The organism is Aeromonas eucrenophila (genome assembly GCF_000819865.1).
Taxonomy (GTDB): Bacteria; Pseudomonadota; Gammaproteobacteria; order Enterobacterales; family Aeromonadaceae; genus Aeromonas; species Aeromonas eucrenophila.
Genome location: NZ_CDDF01000005.1, coordinates 426206 through 448008, shown reverse-complemented (window position 1 = coordinate 448008; position 21803 = coordinate 426206). Strand labels below are relative to the sequence as shown.

Below are 21803 nucleotides of genomic sequence, written 5' to 3'. Positions count from 1 at the left end.
AAACAGGGCGAACCCAATGGTTCGCCCTGTTGCTGCCACTGTGTCAACGACTGGAGAGAGACTAGCCCTGCCCTTCAGCTGCCGATGGGGCTTCCTTGGGGGCCTGCCAGCCACCGCCGACCGCCTTGTAGAGCGCGACCTGGTTGCTGAGTTGGGCCAAGCGGGTGCTGATGAGCCCCTGCCGCGCGCTGAATAGAGATCGCTGGGCATCGAGGCGGGTCAGATAGCTGTCCACCCCCTGCTCATAGCGGAACTCCGCCAGCTTGAAGTAGGTCTGGTTCGCATCCACCAGATCCTGCTGGGCCTGCAGCTGTTGCTGATAATCGGCCTGGGCGCCCAGAGTATCGGCAACCTCCTTGAAGGCGGTCTGGATGCTCTTCTCGTAGCTCGCCACCGCCTGCTTGGTACCCACTTCGGCCACGTCCAGATCGGCCACCCGCTTGCCACCGTCGAAGATGGGCAGGTTGATCTGGGGCATGAAGGTCCAGGTGCCGGTGCCGCCGTCAAACAAGCCACTCAGCTGGTTGCTGGCGGTGCCCGCCGTCGCGGTGAGCGAGATGGTCGGGAAGAAGGCCGCGCGGGCCGCACCTATATTGGCATTGGCCGCCTTCAGGCTGTGCTCCGCCGCCAGGATGTCCGGCCGCTGTTGCAACAGGCTGGAGGGGGCGCCCACCGGGATGGCCGCCAGTTGCACCTCATCCAGGGTCTTGGGTTGCCCTTCCAGCACCGGCACCTCGGTGCCGAGCAGCAGGGCCAGGCCATTTCTGTCCTGTTTCACCTGGCGCTGGTATTGCGCCTGGCTGACCCTGGCATTCTCGAGCGCGGTGCGTCCCTGCGCCAGCTCCATCTCGGAGGCGGCCCCCAACCGATATTTGTGCTGGGTCAGGGCGTAGCTCTCCTGCTCGGTGGCCAAGGTCGCCTGGCTCAGGGCCAGCAACTCCTGATCCGCCAGCAGGGTGAAATAGGCATTCGCCACCGAGGCGACCAGCGCGATCTGGGTGCTGCGCTGAGTCTCGATTTGCGCCAGATAATTCTCCAGCGCCTGATCTTTCAGGCTCTGGATCCGGCCAAACAGGTCCAGCTCGTAGGCGGTGATGCCGATGTCGGCGCCGTACTGGCTGCTGATCCTGCCCTGCCCCGTAGCGCTGAGATCGTCGGATCCCTGCTGACGGGTGCCAGAGCCGCTGGCGGCCAGGGTCGGCAACTGGGCCGCCCGCTGGATCCGGTATCTGGCCTCATAGGCCTCGACGTTGAGAGCCGCGAGCCGCAGATCCCGGTTGTTGTCGAGCGCAGTGCCGATCAGCTTCTGCAGGGCCGGATCGAGGAACTGTTGCTGCCAGGGGGCGGTATCCCCCTTGGCGGCGAGGTTGTCCTGCCAGGAGGCGCCTTGCGGCAGCTCCGGGCGCTGGTAGTCGGGGGCCATGGAGCAGGCCCCCAGCAGCAGGGTCACGCTCAGGGCGACCAGGGTCTTAGTCATGTTTGATCTCCTTGGCATGAGCCACGCGCTCTTCGGCGGACTGGTGCTTGGTGAAGTAACGCATCACCAGCACGAAGAACAGCGGCACGAAGAAGATGGCCAGCACGGTCGCACTGATCATCCCCCCCATCACGCCGGTACCGATGGCGTTACGGCTGCTGGCGCCGGCGCCCGAGCTGATGACCAGCGGCAGCACGCCGAGGATGAAGGCGAGCGAGGTCATCAGGATCGGACGCAGGCGCAGGCGCGCCGCCTCGACCACGGCTTCCCCCAGCCCCATGCCTTTGTCATAGAGCTCCTTGGCAAATTCCACGATCAGGATCGCGTTCTTGGCCGAGAGCCCTATGGTGGTGAGCAGGCCCACCTGGAAGTAGACGTCGTTCTCCAGGCCCCGCATGGTCGCCGCCAGGATGGCACCCAGTACCCCGAGCGGCACCACCAGCATGACCGAGAACGGAATACTCCAGCTCTCATAGAGCGCCGCCAGACAGAGGAACACCACCAGCAGGGAGATGGCGTACAGCGCCGGCGCCTGGGAACCCGCCTGACGCTCCTGGAAGGAGAGACCGGTCCACTCGATGCCAACCCCTTCCGGCAGTTGTTTCACCATCTGCTCGATGGCTGCCATGGCGTCACCTGTACTCTTGCCGGGGGCCGCCTCGCCGACGATCTCCATGGCGGAGACGCCGTTGTAGCGCTCGAGACGAGGTGAACCAAAGCTCCAGTCGGTGCTGGCGAAGGCGGAGAAAGGCACCATCTGACCCGCACTGTTGCGCACATACCACAGCTTGAGATCTTCCGGGTTCATCCGGAATTGGGCATCCGCCTGCAGATAGACCTTCTTGACCCGGCTGCGATCGACGAAGTCGTTCACATAGGACGAGCCCCAGGCCGCCGACAGGGTGTTGTTGATGTCGGTGATGGAGAGGCCCTGGGCCAGCGCCTTCTCGTAGTCGATCTTGATGTCGAGCTGGGGCGTGTCTTCCATCCCGTTCGGGCGTACCCGCACCAGGTTGGGATCCTGCGCCGCCATGCCGAGCAGCTGGTTACGGGCTTGCATCAGCTTCTCGTGGCCAAGGCCGCCGCGATCTTGCAAGAAGAAGTCAAAACCGGTGGCGGTACCGAGCTCCGGGATCGGAGGCAGGTTGAAGGCGAAGACCTGGGCCTCCTTGATGCTGAACAGGTAGCCCATGGCGCGGCCTATGATGGCGTTGGCACTGCGCTCCTCCCCTTTACGCTCGCTCCAGTCCTTGAGTTTGATGAAGGCCATGCCGCTGTTCTGACCGCTACCGGCGAAGCTGAAGCCCGCCACCGTCAGCACGGAATCGACATTGTCCTTCTCGGTCTCGAGGAAGTAGTCGCGCATCTGCGCCAGCACCACCTCGGTACGCTCCTTGGTCGCCCCGACCGGCAGTTGCACCATGGACATGATGACCCCCTGATCCTCTTCCGGCAGGAAGGAGGTGGGCAGTCGCATGAACAGGATGGCCAGCACCGCCAGCATGGCGACATAGATGACGCTGTAGCGGGTACCCTGCTTGATCACCTTGCGCACGCTGCTCTGGTAGCGGTTGGCGCTGGCGTCGAAGAAGCGGTTGAACCAGCCAAAGAAGCCGCGCTTGGCGCCAAACTCGCCATGTTGCATCGGCTTGAGCAGGGTGGCACACAGGGCCGGCGTCAGGATCAGCGCCACCAGCACCGAGAGCACCATGGCCGAGACGATGGTCAGGGAGAACTGGCGATAGATGGCACCGGTCGAGCCGCCGAAGAAGGCCATGGGCACGAACACCGCCGACAGCACCAGGGCGATCCCCACCAGGGCGCCGGTGATCTGGGTCATGGACTTGCGGGTGGCTTCCAGCGGGGAGAGTCCCTCCTCGCTCATCAGCCGCTCCACGTTCTCCACCACGACGATGGCGTCATCCACCAGCAAGCCGATGGCCAGCACCAGGCCGAACATGGTCAGGGTGTTGATGGAGAAGCCAAACGCCGCCATGACGCCGAAGGTTCCGAGCAGCACCACGGGCACCGCGATGGTCGGGATCAAGGTCGCCCGGAAGTTCTGCAAGAACAGATACATGACGCAGAACACCAGGAAGATGGCCTCCACCAGGGTCTGCACCACCTCCTCGATGGAGATCTTCACGAAGGGCGTGGTGTCGTAGGGGTAGACGATCTTCATGTTGGCCGGGAAGTACTCGGAGAGTTCACCCAGCTTGGTGCGCACCTCGGCGGCGGTGTTGAGGGCGTTGGCCCCGGTCGCCAGCTTGATGGCGAGCGCCGCCGTGGCCTGACCGTTGTAGAGCGCCGAGGCGTCGTAGCTCTCACCGGCGAGCTCGACCCGAGCCACGTCTTTGAGCAGCACCTTGGAGCCGTCCTGGTTCACCCGCAGCAGGATGTTATTGAACTCCTCCGGGGTGGAGAGGCGGGTCTGCCCCATGATGGTGGCGGTAAATTGCTGATCGCTCACCGCAGGAGTGCCCCCCAGCTTGCCGAACGCCACCTGGGTATTCTGCGCCTTGATGGCGGCCTGAATGTCCCCTGGGGTCATCTGCACCCGGTTGAGCTTGTGCGGATCCAGCCAGATACGCATGGAGTACTGGCTGCCGAACAGGGTGATGTCACCCACCCCGTCCAGACGGCTCAGGGGCTCCTTGATGTTGCTCACCACGTAGTCGGCGAGGTCATCGTTGGTCATGCTGCCATCGCTGGAGATGAAGGCGGCCACCATCAGGAAGCTGCTGGAGGTCTTCTGAACCCGGATCCCCTGCTGTTGTACTTCCTGGGGCAGCAGCGACATGGCCTGCTGCAGCTTGTTTTGCACCTGCACCTGGGCGATGTCGGGGTCTGTCCCCGGCTGGAAGGTGAGGGTCACGCTGACGTTGCCGGAAGAATCAGATTGAGCGGACATGTAGAGCAGGTGATCCAGCCCCGTCATGTTCTGCTCGATGATCTGGGTCACCGAGTCTTCCACGGTTTTAGCGGAGGCGCCCGGGTAGCTGGCGGAGATGCCAACGGCGGGCGGGGCTATGGTCGGGTACTGGGCGACCGGCAAGCCGATGATCGCCATGGTCCCGGCCAGCATGATCACCAGGGCAATCACCCAGGCGAAAATGGGTCTGTCTATGAAAAATCGTGCCATGAGGCGACTACTCCATCCTTACTTGTTGGCCGGGGTCTGCTGGGCATTATTGGCGGCGGCGTTGTCGCTCTTGCGTTCAGCGGGCGCGACCTGGGCACCGGGTTTGACCTTCTGCAGACCGGCAACGATCACCTTCTCGCCAGCATTGAGACCGGACTCCACCACCCAGCTGTCGCCGACGACGCGGCTGAGTTGCACGTTGCGCAGCTCGACCTTGTTGTCCGCGGTCACCACCATGACGGTGGCGCCCCCGTTCGGGGTACGGGTCACGGCGGTTTGTGGCACCAGCAGCCCCTCGGGACGCTCACCCTCTTGCAGGGTCGCGCGCATGAACATGCCGGGCAGCAGCAGTCGATCCGGGTTCGGCACTATCACCCGCAGGGTCACCATGCCGGTGGTCTCGTCCACGGTCACATCGGAGAACTGCAATGCACCCTGCTCGCCGTACTGGCTGCCATCTTCCAGCTGGAAGCTGACCTTGGCGCCATCCTGCTGACCCTGGGTCAGCTTGCCGGCGGCGACCTGGCGCTTGAGGCGTAGCAGATCGGCGGTGGACTGGCGCACATCCACATACATGGGATCGAGCTGCGAGATGGTGGTGAGGCTGTCGGCCTGCTGGGCGGTGACCAGGGCACCCTCGGTCACCGCAGACTTGCCGATGCGACCACTGATGGGAGCTGTGATGCGGGTATAGGCCAGGTTGATGTTGGCGCTCTGCAAGGCGGCCTTGGCGGCCCCTATCTCGGCGACCTGCTGCTTCCAGGCGGCGTCGGCGTCGTCATATTCCTGGCGGCTGATGGCCTTGACCTTCACCAGCTCGGCATAACGCTGGGCCTTGAGGCGGGCGCTGCGCTCGTTGGCTTCGGCCTTGGCAAGATTCGCCTTGGCCGAGGCGACGGCGGCCTGATAGACGGCGGGATCGATCTGGTACAACAGCTGACCGGCCTTGACGTCGCTGCCCTCGGTGAACAGGCGCTTGAGGATGATGCCATTAACCTGGGGACGCACCTCGGCGACGCGCAGGGGGGCGGTGCGGCCGGTGAGTTCGGACATGAGTTGCAGCGGGGCGGTATGGAGGGTCACCACGTCCACGGCGGCAGGGGGCATCTCCCCCATGGCCTGCTGGGCTTCTCCCTTGTCGCCACAACCGGACAGCAGACCGCTTGCCAGCAGGGCAAGGCCCACTGAACGTGCGAGAATATGTTTATGCATGAGATTTCTAAGCCTCTGTTTCAAATGTTTCAAACAAAAAAGTCAATAAAACCACAGGGTTTATGGGGTCCCTGTTGGTAAAAGCGTAAAGATGAGGCAATATACATACATTCATAAATGTATGTAAGAAACTTTTGACCCTTTTAGACAGGAATGGATCCGATGGCCAGACGAACCAAAGAAGAAGCGCAGCAGACCCGCTGCCACATCATGAGCACGGCCCTGAATCTGTTCTGCCAACAGGGGTTGGCCAAGACCAGCCTGACCGATATCGCCAACGCCGCCGAGCTGACCCGGGGTGCCATCTACTGGCATTTCAAGAACAAGGAGGAGCTGTTTATCTCCCTGTGGGAGGAGCTCTGCTCTCCCCTATCCCACCAGCTCGACGCCTGTGTCGATGAGCAGGAGCCGGATCCCCTCGGCAAGCTGCGGGTCTTCCTCAAAGACGTGATGTACAAGATAAGCCTCGAACCCGCCCATCAGCAGATGTTCACCATCATGTTCAATCTGGAGTCGCTGGAAGGAGAAGCCAGCGCCCTGCGCGAGCACATGCGCGCCCAGTCCCTCAACTTCTTTCAGGATCTGGAGCTCACCCTGGCCAATGCGGTGCGCCTCGGCCAGTTGCCGGCGGACCTCGATCTGCGCAGGGGCGCGACTCTGATGCACTGCACCCTGGACGGCTACATCATCAACTGGCTGCACTTCCCGGAGCGCATCAACCTGATCCGGGATGCCGACTTCCTGCTCGACACCCTGTTCGCCCTCATCGCCCAGCCGCAGGGTCCGGCGGTGCGGCGCAGCTAAAGTGAAGCGGGTCAGTAACCTGGCCCGCCCTGCCCTTCGGCGCCATCCAGCTGGCATGCCATGGGACCTTGGCCCGACGCAGGCCAGGATCGGCGATCAAGTGGGCGACAAAATTTGCTAGGATAGCGCCCCTCACCCGACCCGCTTTCGAGATGACCCCATGCCCGCTTCCACCCCCTCCCCCGACAACCAGCGCCCGGCTTGCACAGGGGAGGCCCATGCGCCCTTCCTGACCCGGCTGCGCACGGGAGCCCATCTGCTGGAAGCCGGCTGCGGTACGGGAGAGGATCTGCACTATTTCCGCGAGCTGGGGTACATGGTGACCGCCTTCGATGCCAGCCGGGAGCAGGCCAGCGCCGCCTCGCGCCTGTGCGGCCAGCCGGTGCGAGTCTGTCACTTCAACCAGATGCACAGCGTCGTGCCCTTCGATGGCATCTGGGCCAGCGCCTCCCTGCCCTGCCTGCACGAACAGGAGCTCGCCCCCGTGCTGACCCATCTCGCCAGTCTGCTCAAGCCCGGGGCGCCGCTCTACTGCTCCTTCCCCCATCTCGATGGCGCACAAAGCACCGGCTCACCCGAGGGCGACTACCCGCTGCGCGTCTGTCTCGACGAGGCAGGGCTCAGGGCGCTCCTGGCCCCTCTGCCGTTTGAGCCGCTACGGCTCTGGTGCGCCGAGGACGGGGTCAATGGCCGCTGGCTGCATGCCCTGCTGCTCCGGCAACCCTGAATCGACGCTGTATAATTCATCATCAATTTTGCCCTCCCCTTCCCCACTGGCGACATACGTCGGCATGATCACATTTAACAATATTTAACTCCGAATTAACCATCATCAGGCAGACAAGATGCGGCCGTCGTGTTAAAAAGCAGCAATATAATCAAGATTAAATAATAAGACCGACAACAACACCTGGAACATCACATGAAACTTGTCCTGAAACTGATTGCCGGCATCCTCGCCGGTCTCCTGTTAGGCCTTTACGCCCCGGAATGGATCGCACGCGTGCTGTTCACCGCCAAGACCGTCATCGGTCAGCTGATCAGCTTCACCATCCCGCTCATCATTCTGTTCTTCATCACCAGCGGCATCGCCAGCCTGCCGAAGAACTCGGGCCGGCTGCTCGGCAATACCGTTGCCCTCGCCTATGGCTCCACCCTGGTGGCCGGCACCCTGGCCTTCCTGGTCGCCAGCCAGCTCATCCCGCTGCTGACCAGCGAGGCCACCATGACCAGCCAGGAGGGCACCAAGCTCGCCTCCTACATCACCATGGAAATACCGCCGCTGTTCGGGGTGATGTCGGCCCTGGCCGCCGCCTTCGTGTTCGGCATCGGCATCTCCGCCACCGGTGCGCGGGATCTGCGCAGCGTGGCCGATCAGGGTCGTGACATCATCGATCTGCTGCTGGCCAAGGTGATCATCCCGCTGCTGCCGTTCTACATCGCCGGCGTCTTCGTCGAGATGACGGTCGAGGGCACCGTCTTCACCACCCTGAAGACCTTCGGCGTGGTGCTGGTGATGGCCATCGTCATGCACTGGCTCTGGCTCTCCGTGCTGTTCGTCGGCACCGGGCTGGCGCTCGGTCGCTCCCCGGCCACTCTGATCAAGAACATGCTGCCGGCCTATTTCACCGCCATCGGCACCATGTCCAGCGCCGCCACCATCCCGGTCGCCCTCAAGGCCAGCAAGAACAACGGCGTGAGCGATGCCATCGCCAACTTCACCGTGCCCCTGTGCGCCACCATCCACCTCTCCGGCTCCACCATCACACTGGTGACCTGCGCCACCGCCGTCATGTTCCTCTCCGAGCACCTGGCCATCCCCAGCCTGCTCGAGATCTTCCCCTTCATCATGATGTTGGGTGTGGTGATGATCGCGGCCCCGGGTGCCCCCGGTGGCGCCGTGATGTCGGCCCTGGGCCTGCTCACCTCCATGCTCGGCTTCGGCGATGCCTCCATCGCCCTGATGATCGCCCTCTACCTGGCGCAGGACAGCTTCGGCACCGCCTGCAACGTCACCGGCGACGGCGTCATCGCGCTCTGGGCCGATCACTTCGCCAAGGGCAGTGAGACCAGCCTCCCTGCCGTGGAGCAGGATGCGGCCTAAACGCCGTCAATGAAAAACGGGAGCCAGTGGCTCCCGTTTTTTTATGGGCGCTGAACGCCTATGCGGCCGGCAAGGGCTCGGTGAAGATGAGCCGGTTGCCGAAGGGATCGAGCACCCTCAGCTCGCGGCAACCCCAGGGCATGGTCTCGATGGCGGGCCTGGCATTGGGGTAGCCGCGCCCCTGCCACTCGGCAAACAGCGCATCGAGTTCCGTGGTCGACAGCCGCAGGGCCGCCCCCGGGCAGGCATCCCCGTGATGCTCCGAGAGGTGGATCACCCAGTCCCCCCGGGAGATCTGCAGGTAGAGCGGCATGCCCGGCGCAAATCGGTGCTGCCAGTCGATGACAAACCCCAGGTAATCGAGGTAAAACCCCCGTAGCCTGGTTTCATCGAAGCTGCGCAGGATAGGGATGATCACGACGTCCCCTCTCTGCCACCTGAGTCATCGAGGTAGAAACCCCAAAGCTTGGTCTCATCGAAACTGCGCAGTATGGGCACTATCACAGGCTCACCCCTTGGCCGCCTGACCTGTTCATGCACCTGCACCCCGGCGGCGGATCACCCCTTCCTGCACAGTGCTGGCCACCAGCACGCCGTCACGGGTGAAGAACTGGCCGCGCACCAGGCCACGGCCACCGCTGGCGCTCGGGCTGTCCACCACGTAGAGCAGCCAGTCGTCGAGCCGGAAGTCCCGGTGGAACCACATGGAGTGATCTATGGTCGCCACCTGCATGTCCGGCTCCCAGTAGGAGACCCCGTGGGGCTGCAGGGCGGCGAACAGGAAGTGGAAGTCCGAGGCATAGGCCAGCAGGTATTTGTGTACCCGCTGATCGTCCGGCATCTGGCCGTTGGCCTTGAACCAGGTGTAACGCAGGGGCTCGTGCACATCTGGGCGGATCGGGTCGACCAGGGTCACGGGGCGGATCTCGAGCGGCTTCTCGCACAGGATCTTGTCCCGCAGAGCTGGCGGGATCAGTTGCTCGTAGGGGCGCACCAGCTCCAGCTCACTCTTGAGCTGCTCGGGCGGGGTGATGCCCTCTGGCATGGCCGCCTGGTGCTCGAACCCCTCGGCTTCGATCTGGAAGGAGGCGTTGAGGTAGAAGATGGGCTTGCCACCCTGAATGGCCTTGACCCGGCGGGTGGAGACGGTCTGGCCGTCGCGGATGTTCTCCACGTCGTAGACGATGGGCTTGTTGGCATCCCCTGGACGCAGGAAGTAGGAGTGGAAACTGTGCACCTGACGATCGCCCGCGACCGTCTGCTTGGCGGCTGACAAAGCCTGCCCCATCACCTGTCCGCCAAACACGGATCGCAATCCGAGATCCTGGCTCTGGCCCCGAAACAGGCCCTCCTCGATTTTTTCAAGCGCCAGCAACGCCAGCAGCTCATCCAGTACCTTGCTCATTCGTCTCTCCTGTATCAGTGCGGGAAAGGCTAACAAGCCAGCCCTGGCAGAGCAACCTCTCCCTCATTCTGGTCAAGTTCAGCAGGAAATTTTATCGATATAAATATTCATTAGTATGATTAATGAACTGGGCACACTCCCAGGCAGCAGAGCAGGCCGGCATCAGCGTCTCAGCCCCATAACGAAAAAGCCCGCACCAGAGGGTGCGGGCTTTTATGGATCCAGACCTAGAACGTCAGACCGGAGGCATCAACTTACTTGCTGCCGGTGCCCGAGTTGCGGGTCGAGGAGGTCGGCTTGCGACGGGCGGTGGTGCTGCGCGCGCGCGGCTCCATGCCCTGCATGTCCTTGTGGCGCTTGACGGCGCGACGGATCTGGGCGGCCTGCTTGTGGCGGGTGGTCTTGCCATCCTGTTGCAGATCGACCTTGGATTCGGTCTCGTAGTTCATGTGCACCAGACCGCGCAGGTAGTTCACCTCCGGCAGCTTGAGCTCTTTCCAGCCACCGCGGGGGATGCCGCGATCCAGGGTCACGTCGCCGTAACGGATCCGCATTAGACGGCTCACCTGCACTTCCTGGGATTCCCACAGGCGGCGCACTTCACGGTTGCGACCCTCGGTCAGGGTGACGTTGAACCACTGGTTCAGGCCTTCACCGCCGGCCGGTTTGATCTTGTTGAACTTGGCGATGCCGTCTTCGAGCTGTACGCCCTTGCGCAGGCGCTGCAGCATGGCTTCGGTGATCTCGCCAAACACCCGCACCGCGTATTCCCGCTCCACTTCGTGGCTCGGGTGCATCAGGCGGTTGGCCAGCTCACCGTCGGTGGTGAACAGCAGCAAGCCGGAGGTGTTGACGTCGAGACGACCGACCGCGATCCAGCGGGCGCCGTCCATCTTGGGCAGACGATCAAACACGGTAGGACGACCTTCCGGATCGTGACGGGTACACATCTCCCCTTCGGGCTTGTGATACGCCAGCACGCGGCAGATCTGCTCTTCAGCCGCACGGGTCTTGATCTGGTGGCCATCCACCCGGATCACGGCGTTTGCTTCGACGCGATCCCCCAGCGTAGCGGCCTTGCCATCCACACTGACCCGACCTGCGGTGATCAGGGCCTCCATCTCACGACGGGAGCCTTGACCCGCGCGGGCCAACACTTTTTGCAGTTTTTCACTCATCGGGTTTACCTGATTGTTGATCGCTGCCCGCTCATAGCGCAGGCAACTGTGACTCCTGTGGCGACGCCGTCGAGGCACCACCACCGCTTTGTTACTCAAGACGGCACAAACTGGCCGTCACTGCCCTCGCCCATCAAACCTGACAAGGGTTGCTGCAGCTCGGGATCCAGCTCGGGGAGCTGCTCCAGACTCTGCAGGTTGAAATAATCCAGAAATTCTCTGGTGGTGGCGAGCAGCTCGGGCCGCCCCACCACCTCCTTGTGGCCTATGCTGCGCACCCAGCCACGCTCCTTGAGGGTATTGACGATCTGGCTCGATACCGCCACCCCGCGGATGACTTCGATCTCGGCCCGGGTGATGGGCTGACGATAGGCGATGAGGCCCAGCGTCTCCATCACGGCCCGCGAATAACGCGGCACCCGCTCGCTCCACAGCCGGGAGAGCTCTTCCGCATACTCCTGGCGGGCCTGGAAGCGCCAGCCGGAGGCGACCTCCTTGAGCTCCACCCCCCGCTCGCCGTACTCCTGCCTGAGTTCGGCCAGCAGCAGTTGAACATAGCGGCTGGTGACGGGGTAATCCGCCAGCACCCCGGCCTTGAGCTCGCTCACCGTCAGCGGGCGTCCCGCCACGAACAGGGCCGCCTCGATCAGCGTCTTGAGCCGTTCAGTGGGCAGCGCCACGGTACGCCTCCTCTTCAGGCTGGCTGGCCAAGGCAAAATGGATGGGCCCGAGGGGCTCGGCCTGCAGGATCCAGATAAGGGACTCCTTGCACAGCTCCAGCAGCGCCAAAAACGTCACCAACACCCCCATCCGCCCCTCTTCTGCCTTGAGCACCTGATCCAGCCGCAGGGTCTGGCCCAAGGAGAGCAGGGCGAGGATCTCCGCCATGCGCACCCGGGTCGGGATCTGCTCACGGCGGATCTGGTGATGTTCGAAATGAGTCGCGCGTTTTACCACACTTTGCATGTAAAGGGCGAGCTCAACCAGCGAAACATCGGGGGTCAATGGCTTGAGATCGCCAAAATCCGGTGGCAAGGCGCTGGCGACAAAGATCTCTCGCTCCAGCCGCGGCAGGGCATTGAGCCGCTCGGCGCCGGTCTTGTAGCGCTCGTACTCCTGCAGCCGACGGATCAGGGTGACGCGGGGATCTTCCCCCTCCTCGTCATCGTCAAGCTCCGGCGCCTTGGGCAGCAGCAGGCGGGATTTTATCTCCGCGAGCCAGGCCGCCATCAGCAGGTATTCCGCCGCCAGCTCCAGATTGAGCCCCTGCATCAGCTCCACGTACTCCATGTACTGGGCGGTGATCTGCAAGATCGGCAGGTTCAGGATGTCCAACTGCTGGCGACGGATGAGGTAGAGCAGCAGATCGAGCGGCCCCTCGAAGGTGTCGAGGAAGACTTCCAGCGCATCCGGCGGAATAAACAAGTCCTGGGGCAGCTCATGATAGGGCTGCCCCAGGACCTTGGCGATGGGCAGGGGGAGGCTTACCTCCCCCGCCAGGCTCGCCGCTGTCCCCTCGGCGGGGACTGTGTCTACCGCCTTATTCAAACGGCGTGGGATCCCCGGCACCACGACGACGCAGCACGGGCTCGTCGTCGGAGAAGTCCACCACTGTGGTGGGCTGCTCGCCCAGGTAGCCACCGTTGACCACCAGATCCAGCTGCTTGCCGAGCTTGTCGAAGATCTCTTCGGGATCAAACTCCGCCATCTCTGAACCCGGCAGGATCAGGGTGGTGGAGAGCAGCGGCTCGCCGAGCTCCTCCAGCAAGGCGAGGGCGATGTTGTTGGCCGGCACCCGGATGCCGATGGTCTTCTTCTTCTCGTTCATCAACCGGCGCGGCACTTCCTTGGTCGCCTTGAAGATGAAGGTGTAGGCGCCCGGGGTGTTGTTCTTGATCAGCCGGAACGCGCTGTTGTCCACCTTGGCATAGGTGGCGATCTCGGAGAGATCACGGCACACCAAGGTGAAGTCGTGGTTCGGCTCGATGCGGCGGATACGGCAGATGCGCTCCAGCGCATCCTTGTTGCCCATCTGGCAGCCCAGCGCGTAGCCAGAGTCGGTGGGATAGACGATGACGCCGCCGTTTTGCAGGATCTGCACGGCCTGGCCGATGAGACGGACCTGGGGATTATCCGGATGTACGTAGAAATGCTGACTCATATGCTGCTCTCACAATAGGGGCAAGAGGACTGCCCGCTTCATGGTCACGGGCCCTGTGGCCCATGACACTACCTTAACCTGTTTGGCGCAGACTCGCTCGCACCAAAGGCCAAACCTCCCGGCCGGCGCCGCCGTTAGCGGGCGGCCAGCAGGCTGGCATGCTCCTCGGGGCTGAGGCCGAAGTGGCCCGGGTAGCCCAGCCAGAGCGGCATCCCCTCCTTGGGCAACCAGAGATGGCGGCCCAGCTCGGTCCAGTTGGAGGGGAAGTGGAAGTCCGACCCCACCGAGATGTAGAGATCGTGCTCCTTCGCCCACTGGCCGAGGTTGGCGCGCTCCTGGGGGCTCTGCTGGGGCAGGGAGACCTCCATGGCATCCCCCCCTGCGGCCTTGAAGGCCACCAGCAGCCGCTTGATCCACTTGGCGGTGAGATCGTAGCGACTGGGATGGGCCAGTACCGCCAACCCACCGGCGCCGTGAATGGCCTCGATGGCGAGCGCCATCTCGGGCCATTCGGCGGGGACATAGCCCTTGTTGCCCCGGCTCAGGTACTTCTTGAATACCTTCTGCATGTTGTCGGCCACCCCGCGCGCCATCAGCACCCGGGCAAAATGGGCGCGGGTCACGGCGGCATCGCCGGCCAGGGCCTTGGCCTCTTCATAGGTGCCGGGCAGCTGGCACTTCTCCAGACGACGCCCGATCTCCTCGGCCCGCGCCTCTCGGCGAGCCAGCTGGGCGGCGAGGAAGGCACGCAATTTCGGCTCCTGCTCATCCACGCCCAGCGCCACTATGTGGATCTCGTGATGCTCCCAACCGGTGGAGATCTCGACCCCGCTCACCAGTCGCAGCGGCAGTTGCTCGGCCTGAATGGTGGCGCGTATCTCATCAAGCCCGGCGAGTGTGTCGTGGTCAGTGACCGCTAACACCTCGACCCCTTTTTCGGCGGCGCGGCGCACCAGATCCCGGGGTGCCAGCACCCCATCGGAGGCGGTGGTATGACAGTGAAGATCGAATTTCATCGGCTTGTATCGCTCTCATCAACGGGCCTGTCTGGCAAGAGACAAGCAAAAAGCGACTTGACTTGGCCGCGGCTTTATCGTTTTCTGTAGGCACTTCAATTGCAAACAGAACGTGACAGGATTTTATCATGCAAACGACAATCACCCTGAACCAGAACTGGTGGTGGCACATTCCCTGACATGCGGGCGTGTGGTCGTTGCTGTACCTGTAATCTGACAGCAAATTAAGAACCCAGAGAAAAAGCCCGCTGACCCCAGCGGGCTTTTTTATTATCCGGCAAATGGACATCTGATGAAACCGAGAATTCTGATAAGCACGACGACGAGGCGATGGCGGGCCCCCTGAGGCACCCAATCCATCCATTTTCAAGAGACTCAACATCATGAACATCGGTTACACAGAACAGCGGCAAGGAAAGGCATCATGACAGGCAACAAGACCCGGTTATCCCTGGGTGAATTCGATACCATCCGGCTCAACGCCCCCTATGTGACAGACCCGCTGACGCTCTACACCCAGCTGTGCCTGGGCCGCCCCAACAATCTGCTGCTGGAATCCGTGGAAATTGACTCCAAGGCCGGCACCCAGAGCCTGCTGCTGGTGGACGCCTGCCTGCGCATCGAGTGCCGCGGTCATACCGTGTGGGTGCGCGCTCTCAATGACAACGGCGCCCGACTGCAACGCCTGCTGGCCGAGCAACTGCCCGCCGTCATCGGTCAGAGTCGGGTGGATGACGAGCTCCACCTCGACTTCCCGCGCTCCGATAGGGAGCTGGACGAAGACAGCCGCCTCAAGGGCAGCAGCGTGCTGGACGTGCTGCGTACCCTGCAACAGCAGCTGCATTGCTCAGAGGGCAAAGAGGCCCTGTTCATGGCGGGCACCTTCGCCTATGACCTCATCGCCTCCTTCGAGGATCTGCCAGAGGTGCCTGAGGGCAGCAACGACTGCCCCGACTATTGCTTCTATGTGGCCGAGACCCTGATCACCATAGATCACATCAAGCAGAGCACCCAGCTGCTGGCCTGCCTCTTCGGCGGCAGCGACGAGCAGGACAGTGGCCAGCAAGATGAGCGCTATGCCCGTCTGCTCGAGCGACTGGAGCACTTCAAGCTGGCCTGCCAGCAGCCACAGTCCAAGCCACAAGGCACTCAGCCGCTGACCGGCGCGCTCAACGTCGACAAGAACGACAAGCAGTTCTGCGCCGAAGTAGAGAAGCTCAAGGGCTTTATCCGCCGGGGCGACATCTTCCAGGTGGTGCCGTCACGCAGCTTCTCCCTGCCCTGCCCCGAGCCCGTCGCCGCCTATCGCCGCCTCAAGCAGACCAACCCCAGCCCCTACATGTTCTATGTGCAGGACGAAGGCTTCACCCTGTTTGGCGCCTCCCCGGAGAGCGCGGTCAAGTTCGAGGCCAAGAGCCGTCAGGTGGAGATGTACCCCATCGCCGGCACCCGCCGCCGTGGCCTCAACCCCGATGGCAGCATCAATCTGGACCTGGATGGCCGCATCGAGCTGGAGCTGCGCCAGGACGAGAAAGAAGTGGCCGAGCACCTGATGCTGGTGGATCTGGGGCGCAACGACATCGCCCGCATCTCCGAGCCAGGCACCCGCTACGTGAAGGACTTGCTCAAAGTGGATCGCTACAGCCACGTGATGCACCTGGTCTCCCGGGTGGTGGGCACCCTGCGCGCCGATCTGGACGCCCTGCACGCCTACCAGGCCTGCATGAACATGGGCACCCTGACCGGCGCCCCCAAGCTGCGCGCCAGCGAGCTCATCCGCATGGTGGAAGGCAAGCGTCGCGGCAGCTACGGCGGCGCCGTGGGCTATCTCAACGGCGTGGGGGAGATGGACACCTGCATCGTCATCCGCTCCGCCTTCGTGAAAGAGGGCGTGGCCCATGTCCAGGCCGGTGCCGGCGTGGTCTATGACTCCAAGCCCCAGATGGAAGCGGACGAAACCCGCGCCAAGGCCGCCGCCGTGCTGGCCGCCATCGCCGCCAGCCATGGCACCTCCCTGCAGGCCCTCAGCCTGCAAGAACAACAGTCAGAGAAGCACAAGGAGGCGCGCCATGACTAACATCTTCCTGCTCGATAACTTCGATTCCTTTACCTACAACCTCGTCGACCAGTTCCGCACCCTGGGCTACCCGGTGCGCATCTACCGCAACAGCCTGCCGGCGAGCCGCATCATGGCCGAGATAGAGGCCGCGGGCGGCGATGCCGTGCTGGTGCTCTCCCCGGGCCCGGGCGCCCCACATGAGGCAGGTTGCCTCATCGACCTCATCAAGCTGGCCCGGGGCCGGGTGCCCATCCTCGGCATCTGCCTCGGTCATCAGGCCCTGTGCGAAGCCTACGGCGGCACCGTCGGCGCCGCCGGTGAAATAGTCCACGGCAAGCGCTCCCTCATCGAGCACAACGGTCACGGCGCCTTCGCCGGCCTGCCGAGCCCGCTGCCGGTGGCCCGCTACCACTCCCTGGTCGCCACTTATGTACCCGAAGAGCTGACGGTGATTGCCCACTACCAGGGCATGCCCATGGCCATAGAGCAGAGCGGCGAGCGCGTGCTCGGCTTCCAGTTCCATCCCGAATCCATCATGACCAGCGAAGGGGCCCGCCTGCTGACCCAGGCCCTCGCCCATGTGACTCGTCCCGAAAGCACCGTGCGGTAAGGAGACCCTCATGCATCAACATCTCAATACCCTCTATCAGGGACAGTCTCTCTCCCGCGACGCCGCCCGCGACGCCTTCGGCCAGGTGGTGCGCGGGGAAGTGGATCCCATAGTGCTCGCGAGCCTGCTCACCGCCCTCAAACTCAAGGGGGAGACCCCGGAGGAGATCGCCGGCGCCGCCGAGGCGCTGCTGGCGGAGGCCCGCCCCTTCCCGCGCCCCGATTATGCGTTTTGCGACATCGTCGGCACCGGCGGCGATGGCCTCAACACCATCAACGTCTCCACCACCTCGGCCCTGGTCGCCGCCGCCTGCGGCCTGAAAGTCGCCAAGCACGGCAACCGCTCGGTATCGAGCAAGTCGGGCTCGAGCGATCTGCTCGACAAGATGGGGATCAAGCTCGACATGAGCCCCGAGCAAGCCCGCCGCTGCCTCGACGAGCTCGGCATCTGCTTCCTGTTCGCCCCCCAGTACCACGCCGGGGTGCGCCACGCCATGCCGGTGCGCCAGGCCCTCAAGACCCGCACCTTGTTTAATGTCTTGGGGCCGCTCATCAACCCGGCTCGCCCCAGCTATCAGCTGATGGGGGTCTATGCGCCGGAACTGGTGCGCCCCATCGCCGAAACCCTGCTGGCGCTGGGTCTGAAAACCGGTATGGTGGTACACGGCGCGGGCCTGGACGAGATCGCCATCCACGGCCCGACCCAAGTCGCGGAGATCCGGGACGGCGAAATTCGCGAGTACCTGATCACCCCGGCGGACTTCGGCCTCGAGACCTACCCGGTGAGCGCCATCCAGGGCGGTGAGCCGGAAGAGAACCGTGCCATCACCGCCGCCATCCTGGCCGGAAAAGGCAGCCCGGCTCACAACGCCGCCATCGCCGCCAACGTGGCCCCCCTGCTGGTGATGGCGGGCAAGGCCCCGGACTTCAAGCAAGCCGCCGCCCTGGTGCTGGCCAAGCTTGCCAGCGGCGAGTGCAGCGCCCTCGCCGCGGCGCTGGCCGCCCTGAGCCATCAGGAGGCATGATGTCAACCACGACCAAAGAGAGCCGCCCACAAGGCAGTCCCCAGCTTCGCAAGGATAACGAGATGTCAGACGTCATTTCCCCCAACGGCTTTTTGAACATGGCCTCCATCAACCAGACCATTCTCGGCAAGATAGTGGCCGCCAAGCAGGGCTGGATTGAGGCCCGCAAGGAGTCCCAGCCGCTGGAGAGCTTCCAGGGCGCTCTGGTGCCAAGCGATCGGGACTTCGAGGGACAGCTGCGGGCAGGCTCTACCCGCTTCATTCTCGAATGCAAGAAGGCCTCTCCCTCCAAGGGCCTGATCCGCAATGACTTCAGCCCGGAGGCCATCGCCGATGTTTATGGCAAATACGCCACCGCCATCTCGGTGCTAACGGACGAGAAGTTCTTCCAGGGGGATTTCGACTTCCTGCCGAGAGTGCGCGCCCGGGTTAAACAGCCGGTGCTGTGCAAGGACTTCATGATCGACCCCTATCAGGTCTATCTGGCCCGCCACTATCAGGCGGACGCCATCCTGCTGATGCTCTCCGTGCTCACCGACGAGGGTTATCGCACCCTGTTCGCTGTCGCCAAGGAGTTGGGTCTGGGGGTGCTAACCGAGGTGAGCAACGAAGAAGAGCTGGAGCGCGCCATTACGCTGGGCGCCCCTGTCATCGGCATCAATAACCGGGATCTCCGGGACTTGAGCGTCGACATCACCCGCACCGGCCAGCTGGCCGTCCGTATCCCGGCGGATCGCATTGTCATCAGCGAATCCGGTATCCGCAATCGCGCCCAGGTGGCCGAGCTGCGTCAGTACGCCAAGGGCTTCCTGGTCGGCTCCTCCCTGATGGAAGAGGACGATCTGGACGCCGCGGTGCGCAAGTTGGTGCTGGGCCAGAACAAGGTATGCGGCCTGACCCGCCCCGAGGATGCCGCCGCCGCCCATGAGGCCGGCGCCGTGTTCGGCGGTCTCATCTTCGTCGCCAAGAGCCCGCGCTACGTGGACATTCCCGCCGCCCGCAACCTGATGGCGGGTGCGCCGCTCAACTATGTGGGGGTGTTTCGCAACGCCCAGCCTGCGACCATCGCCAAGACGGTGGAGGCGCTCGGCCTCGCCGCGGTACAACTGCACGGGGATGAAGACGCCGCCTATATCGAGAGCCTGCGCCCCCTGCTGCCCGCAGCCTGCCAGATCTGGAAAGCCGTCGGCATCACGAGCGGCGAGCCCCTGCCCGCCCTCGACTACCCGGTGGATCGCCTGCTGCTGGACACCAAAGTCGGCAGCCAGAGCGGCGGCACCGGCCAGGCCTTCGATTGGTCCCTGCTGGCGGGGCTCGACAAATCCCGGCTGATGCTGGCGGGAGGGCTCAATCCCGACAACGCCCTGCAGGCCGCCCGAGTCGGTTGTCTGGGCCTCGATTTCAACTCCGGGGTGGAGACGGCCCCGGGCCAGAAGGATCCCCAGAAGCTCGCCGCGGCCTTTGGCGCCCTGCGCCAACTGTGAGAGTGCCCTGCGGCCCTGTGAACATGCACCAAATTGATGAATCGCTTTCGCCTATAGATACAAGGAATAGACCATGACACTGCTTAATCCGTTCTTCGGTGAGTTTGGCGGTATGTATGTACCCCAGATCCTCATCCCCGCCCTGCTCCAGCTGGAGAAGGCCTTCGTCGATGCCAAGGAAGATCCGGCCTTCGTCGCCGAGTTTGAGGAGCTCTTGACCGAGTACGCCGGTCGCCCGACCCCCCTCACCCTGACGCGCAACCTCACCAAGGGCACCAAGACCCGGCTCTATCTGAAGCGGGAAGACCTGCTGCACGGCGGCGCCCACAAGACCAACCAGGTGCTGGGCCAGGCTCTGCTCGCCAAGCGCATGGGCAAGACAGAGATCATCGCCGAGACCGGCGCCGGTCAGCACGGGGTCGCCACCGCCCTGGCCTGCGCCCTGCTCGGCCTCAAGTGCCGGGTCTACATGGGGGCCAAGGATTGCGAGCGCCAGAAGCCGAACGTGTTCCGCATGAAGTTGATGGGCGCCACCGTGATACCGGTGCATTCCGGCTCCAGCACCCTGAAGGATGCCTGCAACGAGGCACTGCGGGACTGGGCCGCGAACTACGACAGCGCCCACTACCTGCTCGGCACCGCCGCCGGCCCCCACCCCTTCCCCACGATAGTGCGGGAATTCCAGAAGATGATAGGGGAAGAGGCCAAGGCCCAGTGCTTCGAGAAGGAGGAGCGCCTACCCGATGCGGTGATCGCCTGCGTCGGCGGCGGCTCCAACGCCATCGGTATCTTCGCGGACTTCATCGAGAATGAATCGGTGCGCCTGATCGGCGTCGAGCCCGGTGGTCACGGCATCGAGAGCGGCGAGCACGGTGCACCGCTCGGTCACGGCAGCAAGGGGGTCTTCTTTGGCATGCACTCCTACCTGATGCAGGACGAGCAGGGCCAAATTCAGGAGTCCTACTCCGTCTCGGCGGGACTGGATTTCCCCTCCGTCGGCCCACAGCACGCTCATCTGGCCGCCATCGGCCGGGCAGACTACGTCTCCATCACGGATAAGGAGGCGCTGGACGCCTTCCAGGAGCTGGCCAAATCCGAAGGGATCATTCCTGCGCTGGAATCCTCCCACGCCCTGGCCCATGCCCTCAAGATGGCGCGCAGCGAACCTGAGAAAGAGCAGGTGCTGATCGTCAACCTCTCCGGTCGTGGCGACAAGGACATCTTCACCGTCGCCGACATCTTCGAAAAAGAAGGAACCCTGTCATGAATCGCTACGCACAACTCTTCTCCCGGCTGGATGCTGCCAATCAGGGCGCCTTCGTCCCCTTCGTGATGCTGGGTGACCCCACTCCCGAACTCTCCTTGGCCATCGTCGATGCCCTGGTCGAAGGGGGCGCCGATGCCCTGGAGCTCGGCATTCCCTTCTCGGATCCGGTGGCAGACGGCCCCACCATCCAAGGGGCGGCCCTGCGGGCGTTTGCCAGCCATACCACCCCGGATGACTGCTTCCAACTGCTGACCCGGATCCGCGCCAAGTACCCGCAGCTGCCCATTGGCCTGCTGGTCTACGCGAACCTGGTCTATGTGCGCAAGATCGACGGCTTCTACGAGAAATGCCAGCAGGCGGGGGTGGATTCCGTGCTGGTGGCAGACGTGCCGGTGCAGATGTGCGAGCCCTACAAGGCCGCCGCCGACAAGTTCGGCATCGACAGCATCTTTATCGCCCCGCCCAACGGCGATGCCGAGACCCTCAAGGCCGTGGCGGAACTCGGCAGTGGTTACACCTATCTGGTGAGCCGCGCCGGCGTCACCGGCGCCGAGACCAAGGCCGGCATGCCGGTGGATGGGCTGATCAATACCCTGCGCGAGTTCAATGCGCCCCCCGCCCTGCTCGGCTTTGGCATCAGCGAGCCGGCTCAGGTGCGTGACGCCATCAAGGCCGGCGCCGCCGGTGCCATCTCCGGCTCCGCCGTGGTGAAGATCATCGAGACCCACCACCAGAACCCGGAGCATATGCTCACTCGCCTCAAGGAGTTTGTGGAAGGGATGAAGGCGGCGACCAATAAGTAGGGACAGGCATAGGGTCAGATGCCGTTGACCCTGACCGGCCAGCCAGCCAGCCAGCCA

The 21803-nt window shown here is 63.5% G+C and carries 19 protein-coding genes; 9 read left to right on the top strand and 10 right to left on the bottom strand.

The features are described 5' to 3' along the window. Window positions 1–61: 61 nt before the first annotated feature. From BN1124_RS06045 to BN1124_RS06035, 3 genes are read right to left on the bottom strand one after another with little or no spacing between them, the layout of a single operon-like run. Complete coding sequence (locus tag BN1124_RS06045) at window positions 62–1477, bottom strand: efflux transporter outer membrane subunit (RefSeq protein WP_033129888.1); 1416 nt, start codon at window positions 1475–1477, stop codon at window positions 62–64. Continuing rightward, window positions 1470–4619: an efflux RND transporter permease subunit gene (locus BN1124_RS06040; RefSeq protein WP_042640074.1), complete on the bottom strand. Its 3150-nt coding sequence runs from the start codon at window positions 4617–4619 to the stop codon at window positions 1470–1472. Before BN1124_RS06040 ends, BN1124_RS06045 begins: the two co-directional genes overlap by 8 nt. Window positions 4620–4637: 18 nt before the next feature. After that, on the bottom strand, window positions 4638–5831 hold the full coding sequence (locus BN1124_RS06035; RefSeq protein ID WP_042640072.1) for an efflux RND transporter periplasmic adaptor subunit: 1194 nt from the start codon (window positions 5829–5831) through the stop codon (window positions 4638–4640). A 162-nt stretch (window positions 5832–5993) separates the two neighbouring features. Between BN1124_RS06035 and BN1124_RS06030 the strand changes: the two genes are divergently transcribed. The 3 genes from BN1124_RS06030 to BN1124_RS06020 all read left to right on the top strand — a co-directional run bounded on the left by BN1124_RS06030 (window position 5994) and on the right by BN1124_RS06020 (window position 8739). Further along, window positions 5994–6635: a TetR family transcriptional regulator gene (locus BN1124_RS06030; protein WP_042640070.1), complete on the top strand. Its 642-nt coding sequence runs from the start codon at window positions 5994–5996 to the stop codon at window positions 6633–6635. Window positions 6636–6795: 160 nt separating this feature from the next. Further along, the gene (locus tag BN1124_RS06025; protein ID WP_082041438.1) at window positions 6796–7362 is read left to right on the top strand and encodes a class I SAM-dependent methyltransferase; all 567 of its coding nucleotides are present in this window, start codon (window positions 6796–6798) and stop codon (window positions 7360–7362) included. 195 nt (window positions 7363–7557) lie between these two features. Beyond that, window positions 7558–8739 carry a dicarboxylate/amino acid:cation symporter gene (locus BN1124_RS06020; protein ID WP_042640068.1) on the top strand — a complete coding sequence of 394 codons (1182 nt, stop codon included), beginning with the start codon at window positions 7558–7560 and terminating at the stop codon, window positions 8737–8739. Between the two features lie 58 nt (window positions 8740–8797). On the opposite strand, the gene BN1124_RS06015 is transcribed toward BN1124_RS06020, so the two are convergent. The 7 genes from BN1124_RS06015 to rnm form a co-directional block, all read right to left on the bottom strand. Continuing rightward, window positions 8798–9157, bottom strand: coding sequence for a glyoxalase superfamily protein (locus BN1124_RS06015; protein WP_042640066.1), 360 nt, complete (start codon window positions 9155–9157; stop codon window positions 8798–8800). Between the two features lie 114 nt (window positions 9158–9271). Beyond that, complete coding sequence (gene tesB / locus BN1124_RS06010; protein ID WP_042640064.1) at window positions 9272–10144, bottom strand: acyl-CoA thioesterase II; 873 nt, start codon at window positions 10142–10144, stop codon at window positions 9272–9274. 254 nt (window positions 10145–10398) lie between these two features. Beyond that, the gene (gene rluB, locus BN1124_RS06005) at window positions 10399–11322 is read right to left on the bottom strand and encodes a 23S rRNA pseudouridine(2605) synthase RluB (RefSeq protein ID WP_033129894.1); all 924 of its coding nucleotides are present in this window, start codon (window positions 11320–11322) and stop codon (window positions 10399–10401) included. Window positions 11323–11417: 95 nt separating this feature from the next. Beyond that, a complete protein-coding gene (gene scpB / locus BN1124_RS06000; RefSeq protein ID WP_042640062.1) occupies window positions 11418–12002 on the bottom strand; it encodes an SMC-Scp complex subunit ScpB in 585 nt (194 codons plus the stop codon). Next, window positions 11986–12870, bottom strand: a complete 885-nt coding sequence (locus tag BN1124_RS05995; protein WP_042640060.1) for a segregation and condensation protein A — start codon at window positions 12868–12870, stop codon at window positions 11986–11988. The genes scpB and BN1124_RS05995 overlap by 17 nt, the downstream gene beginning before the upstream one ends. Next, complete coding sequence (locus BN1124_RS05990) at window positions 12863–13483, bottom strand: L-threonylcarbamoyladenylate synthase (protein ID WP_042640058.1); 621 nt, start codon at window positions 13481–13483, stop codon at window positions 12863–12865. The genes BN1124_RS05995 and BN1124_RS05990 overlap by 8 nt, the downstream gene beginning before the upstream one ends. A gap of 134 nt (window positions 13484–13617) precedes the next feature. Then, window positions 13618–14499, bottom strand: a complete 882-nt coding sequence (gene rnm / locus BN1124_RS05985; protein ID WP_042640055.1) for an RNase RNM — start codon at window positions 14497–14499, stop codon at window positions 13618–13620. 424 nt (window positions 14500–14923) lie between these two features. On the opposite strand from rnm, the gene BN1124_RS05980 reads away from it, so the two are divergent. The 6 genes from BN1124_RS05980 (at window position 14924) to trpA (ending at window position 21746) form a co-directional block, all read left to right on the top strand. After that, entirely contained in the window at window positions 14924–16576 is a 1653-nt protein-coding gene (locus BN1124_RS05980) for an anthranilate synthase component 1 (RefSeq protein ID WP_042640054.1), read from the top strand. After that, the gene (locus BN1124_RS05975) at window positions 16569–17168 is read left to right on the top strand and encodes an aminodeoxychorismate/anthranilate synthase component II (RefSeq protein ID WP_042640053.1); all 600 of its coding nucleotides are present in this window, start codon (window positions 16569–16571) and stop codon (window positions 17166–17168) included. Before BN1124_RS05980 ends, BN1124_RS05975 begins: the two co-directional genes overlap by 8 nt. Before the next feature lie 10 nt (window positions 17169–17178). Beyond that, window positions 17179–18192, top strand: coding sequence for an anthranilate phosphoribosyltransferase (gene trpD / locus BN1124_RS05970; protein WP_042640052.1), 1014 nt, complete (start codon window positions 17179–17181; stop codon window positions 18190–18192). Between the two features lie 62 nt (window positions 18193–18254). Next, the gene (gene trpCF / locus BN1124_RS05965) at window positions 18255–19676 is read left to right on the top strand and encodes a bifunctional indole-3-glycerol-phosphate synthase TrpC/phosphoribosylanthranilate isomerase TrpF (protein ID WP_378051295.1); all 1422 of its coding nucleotides are present in this window, start codon (window positions 18255–18257) and stop codon (window positions 19674–19676) included. A 73-nt stretch (window positions 19677–19749) separates the two neighbouring features. Beyond that, window positions 19750–20943 carry a tryptophan synthase subunit beta gene (gene trpB, locus BN1124_RS05960; protein WP_042640049.1) on the top strand — a complete coding sequence of 398 codons (1194 nt, stop codon included), beginning with the start codon at window positions 19750–19752 and terminating at the stop codon, window positions 20941–20943. Beyond that, window positions 20940–21746, top strand: coding sequence for a tryptophan synthase subunit alpha (gene trpA / locus BN1124_RS05955; protein ID WP_042640047.1), 807 nt, complete (start codon window positions 20940–20942; stop codon window positions 21744–21746). Before trpB ends, trpA begins: the two co-directional genes overlap by 4 nt. Window positions 21747–21803 lie beyond the last annotated feature (57 nt).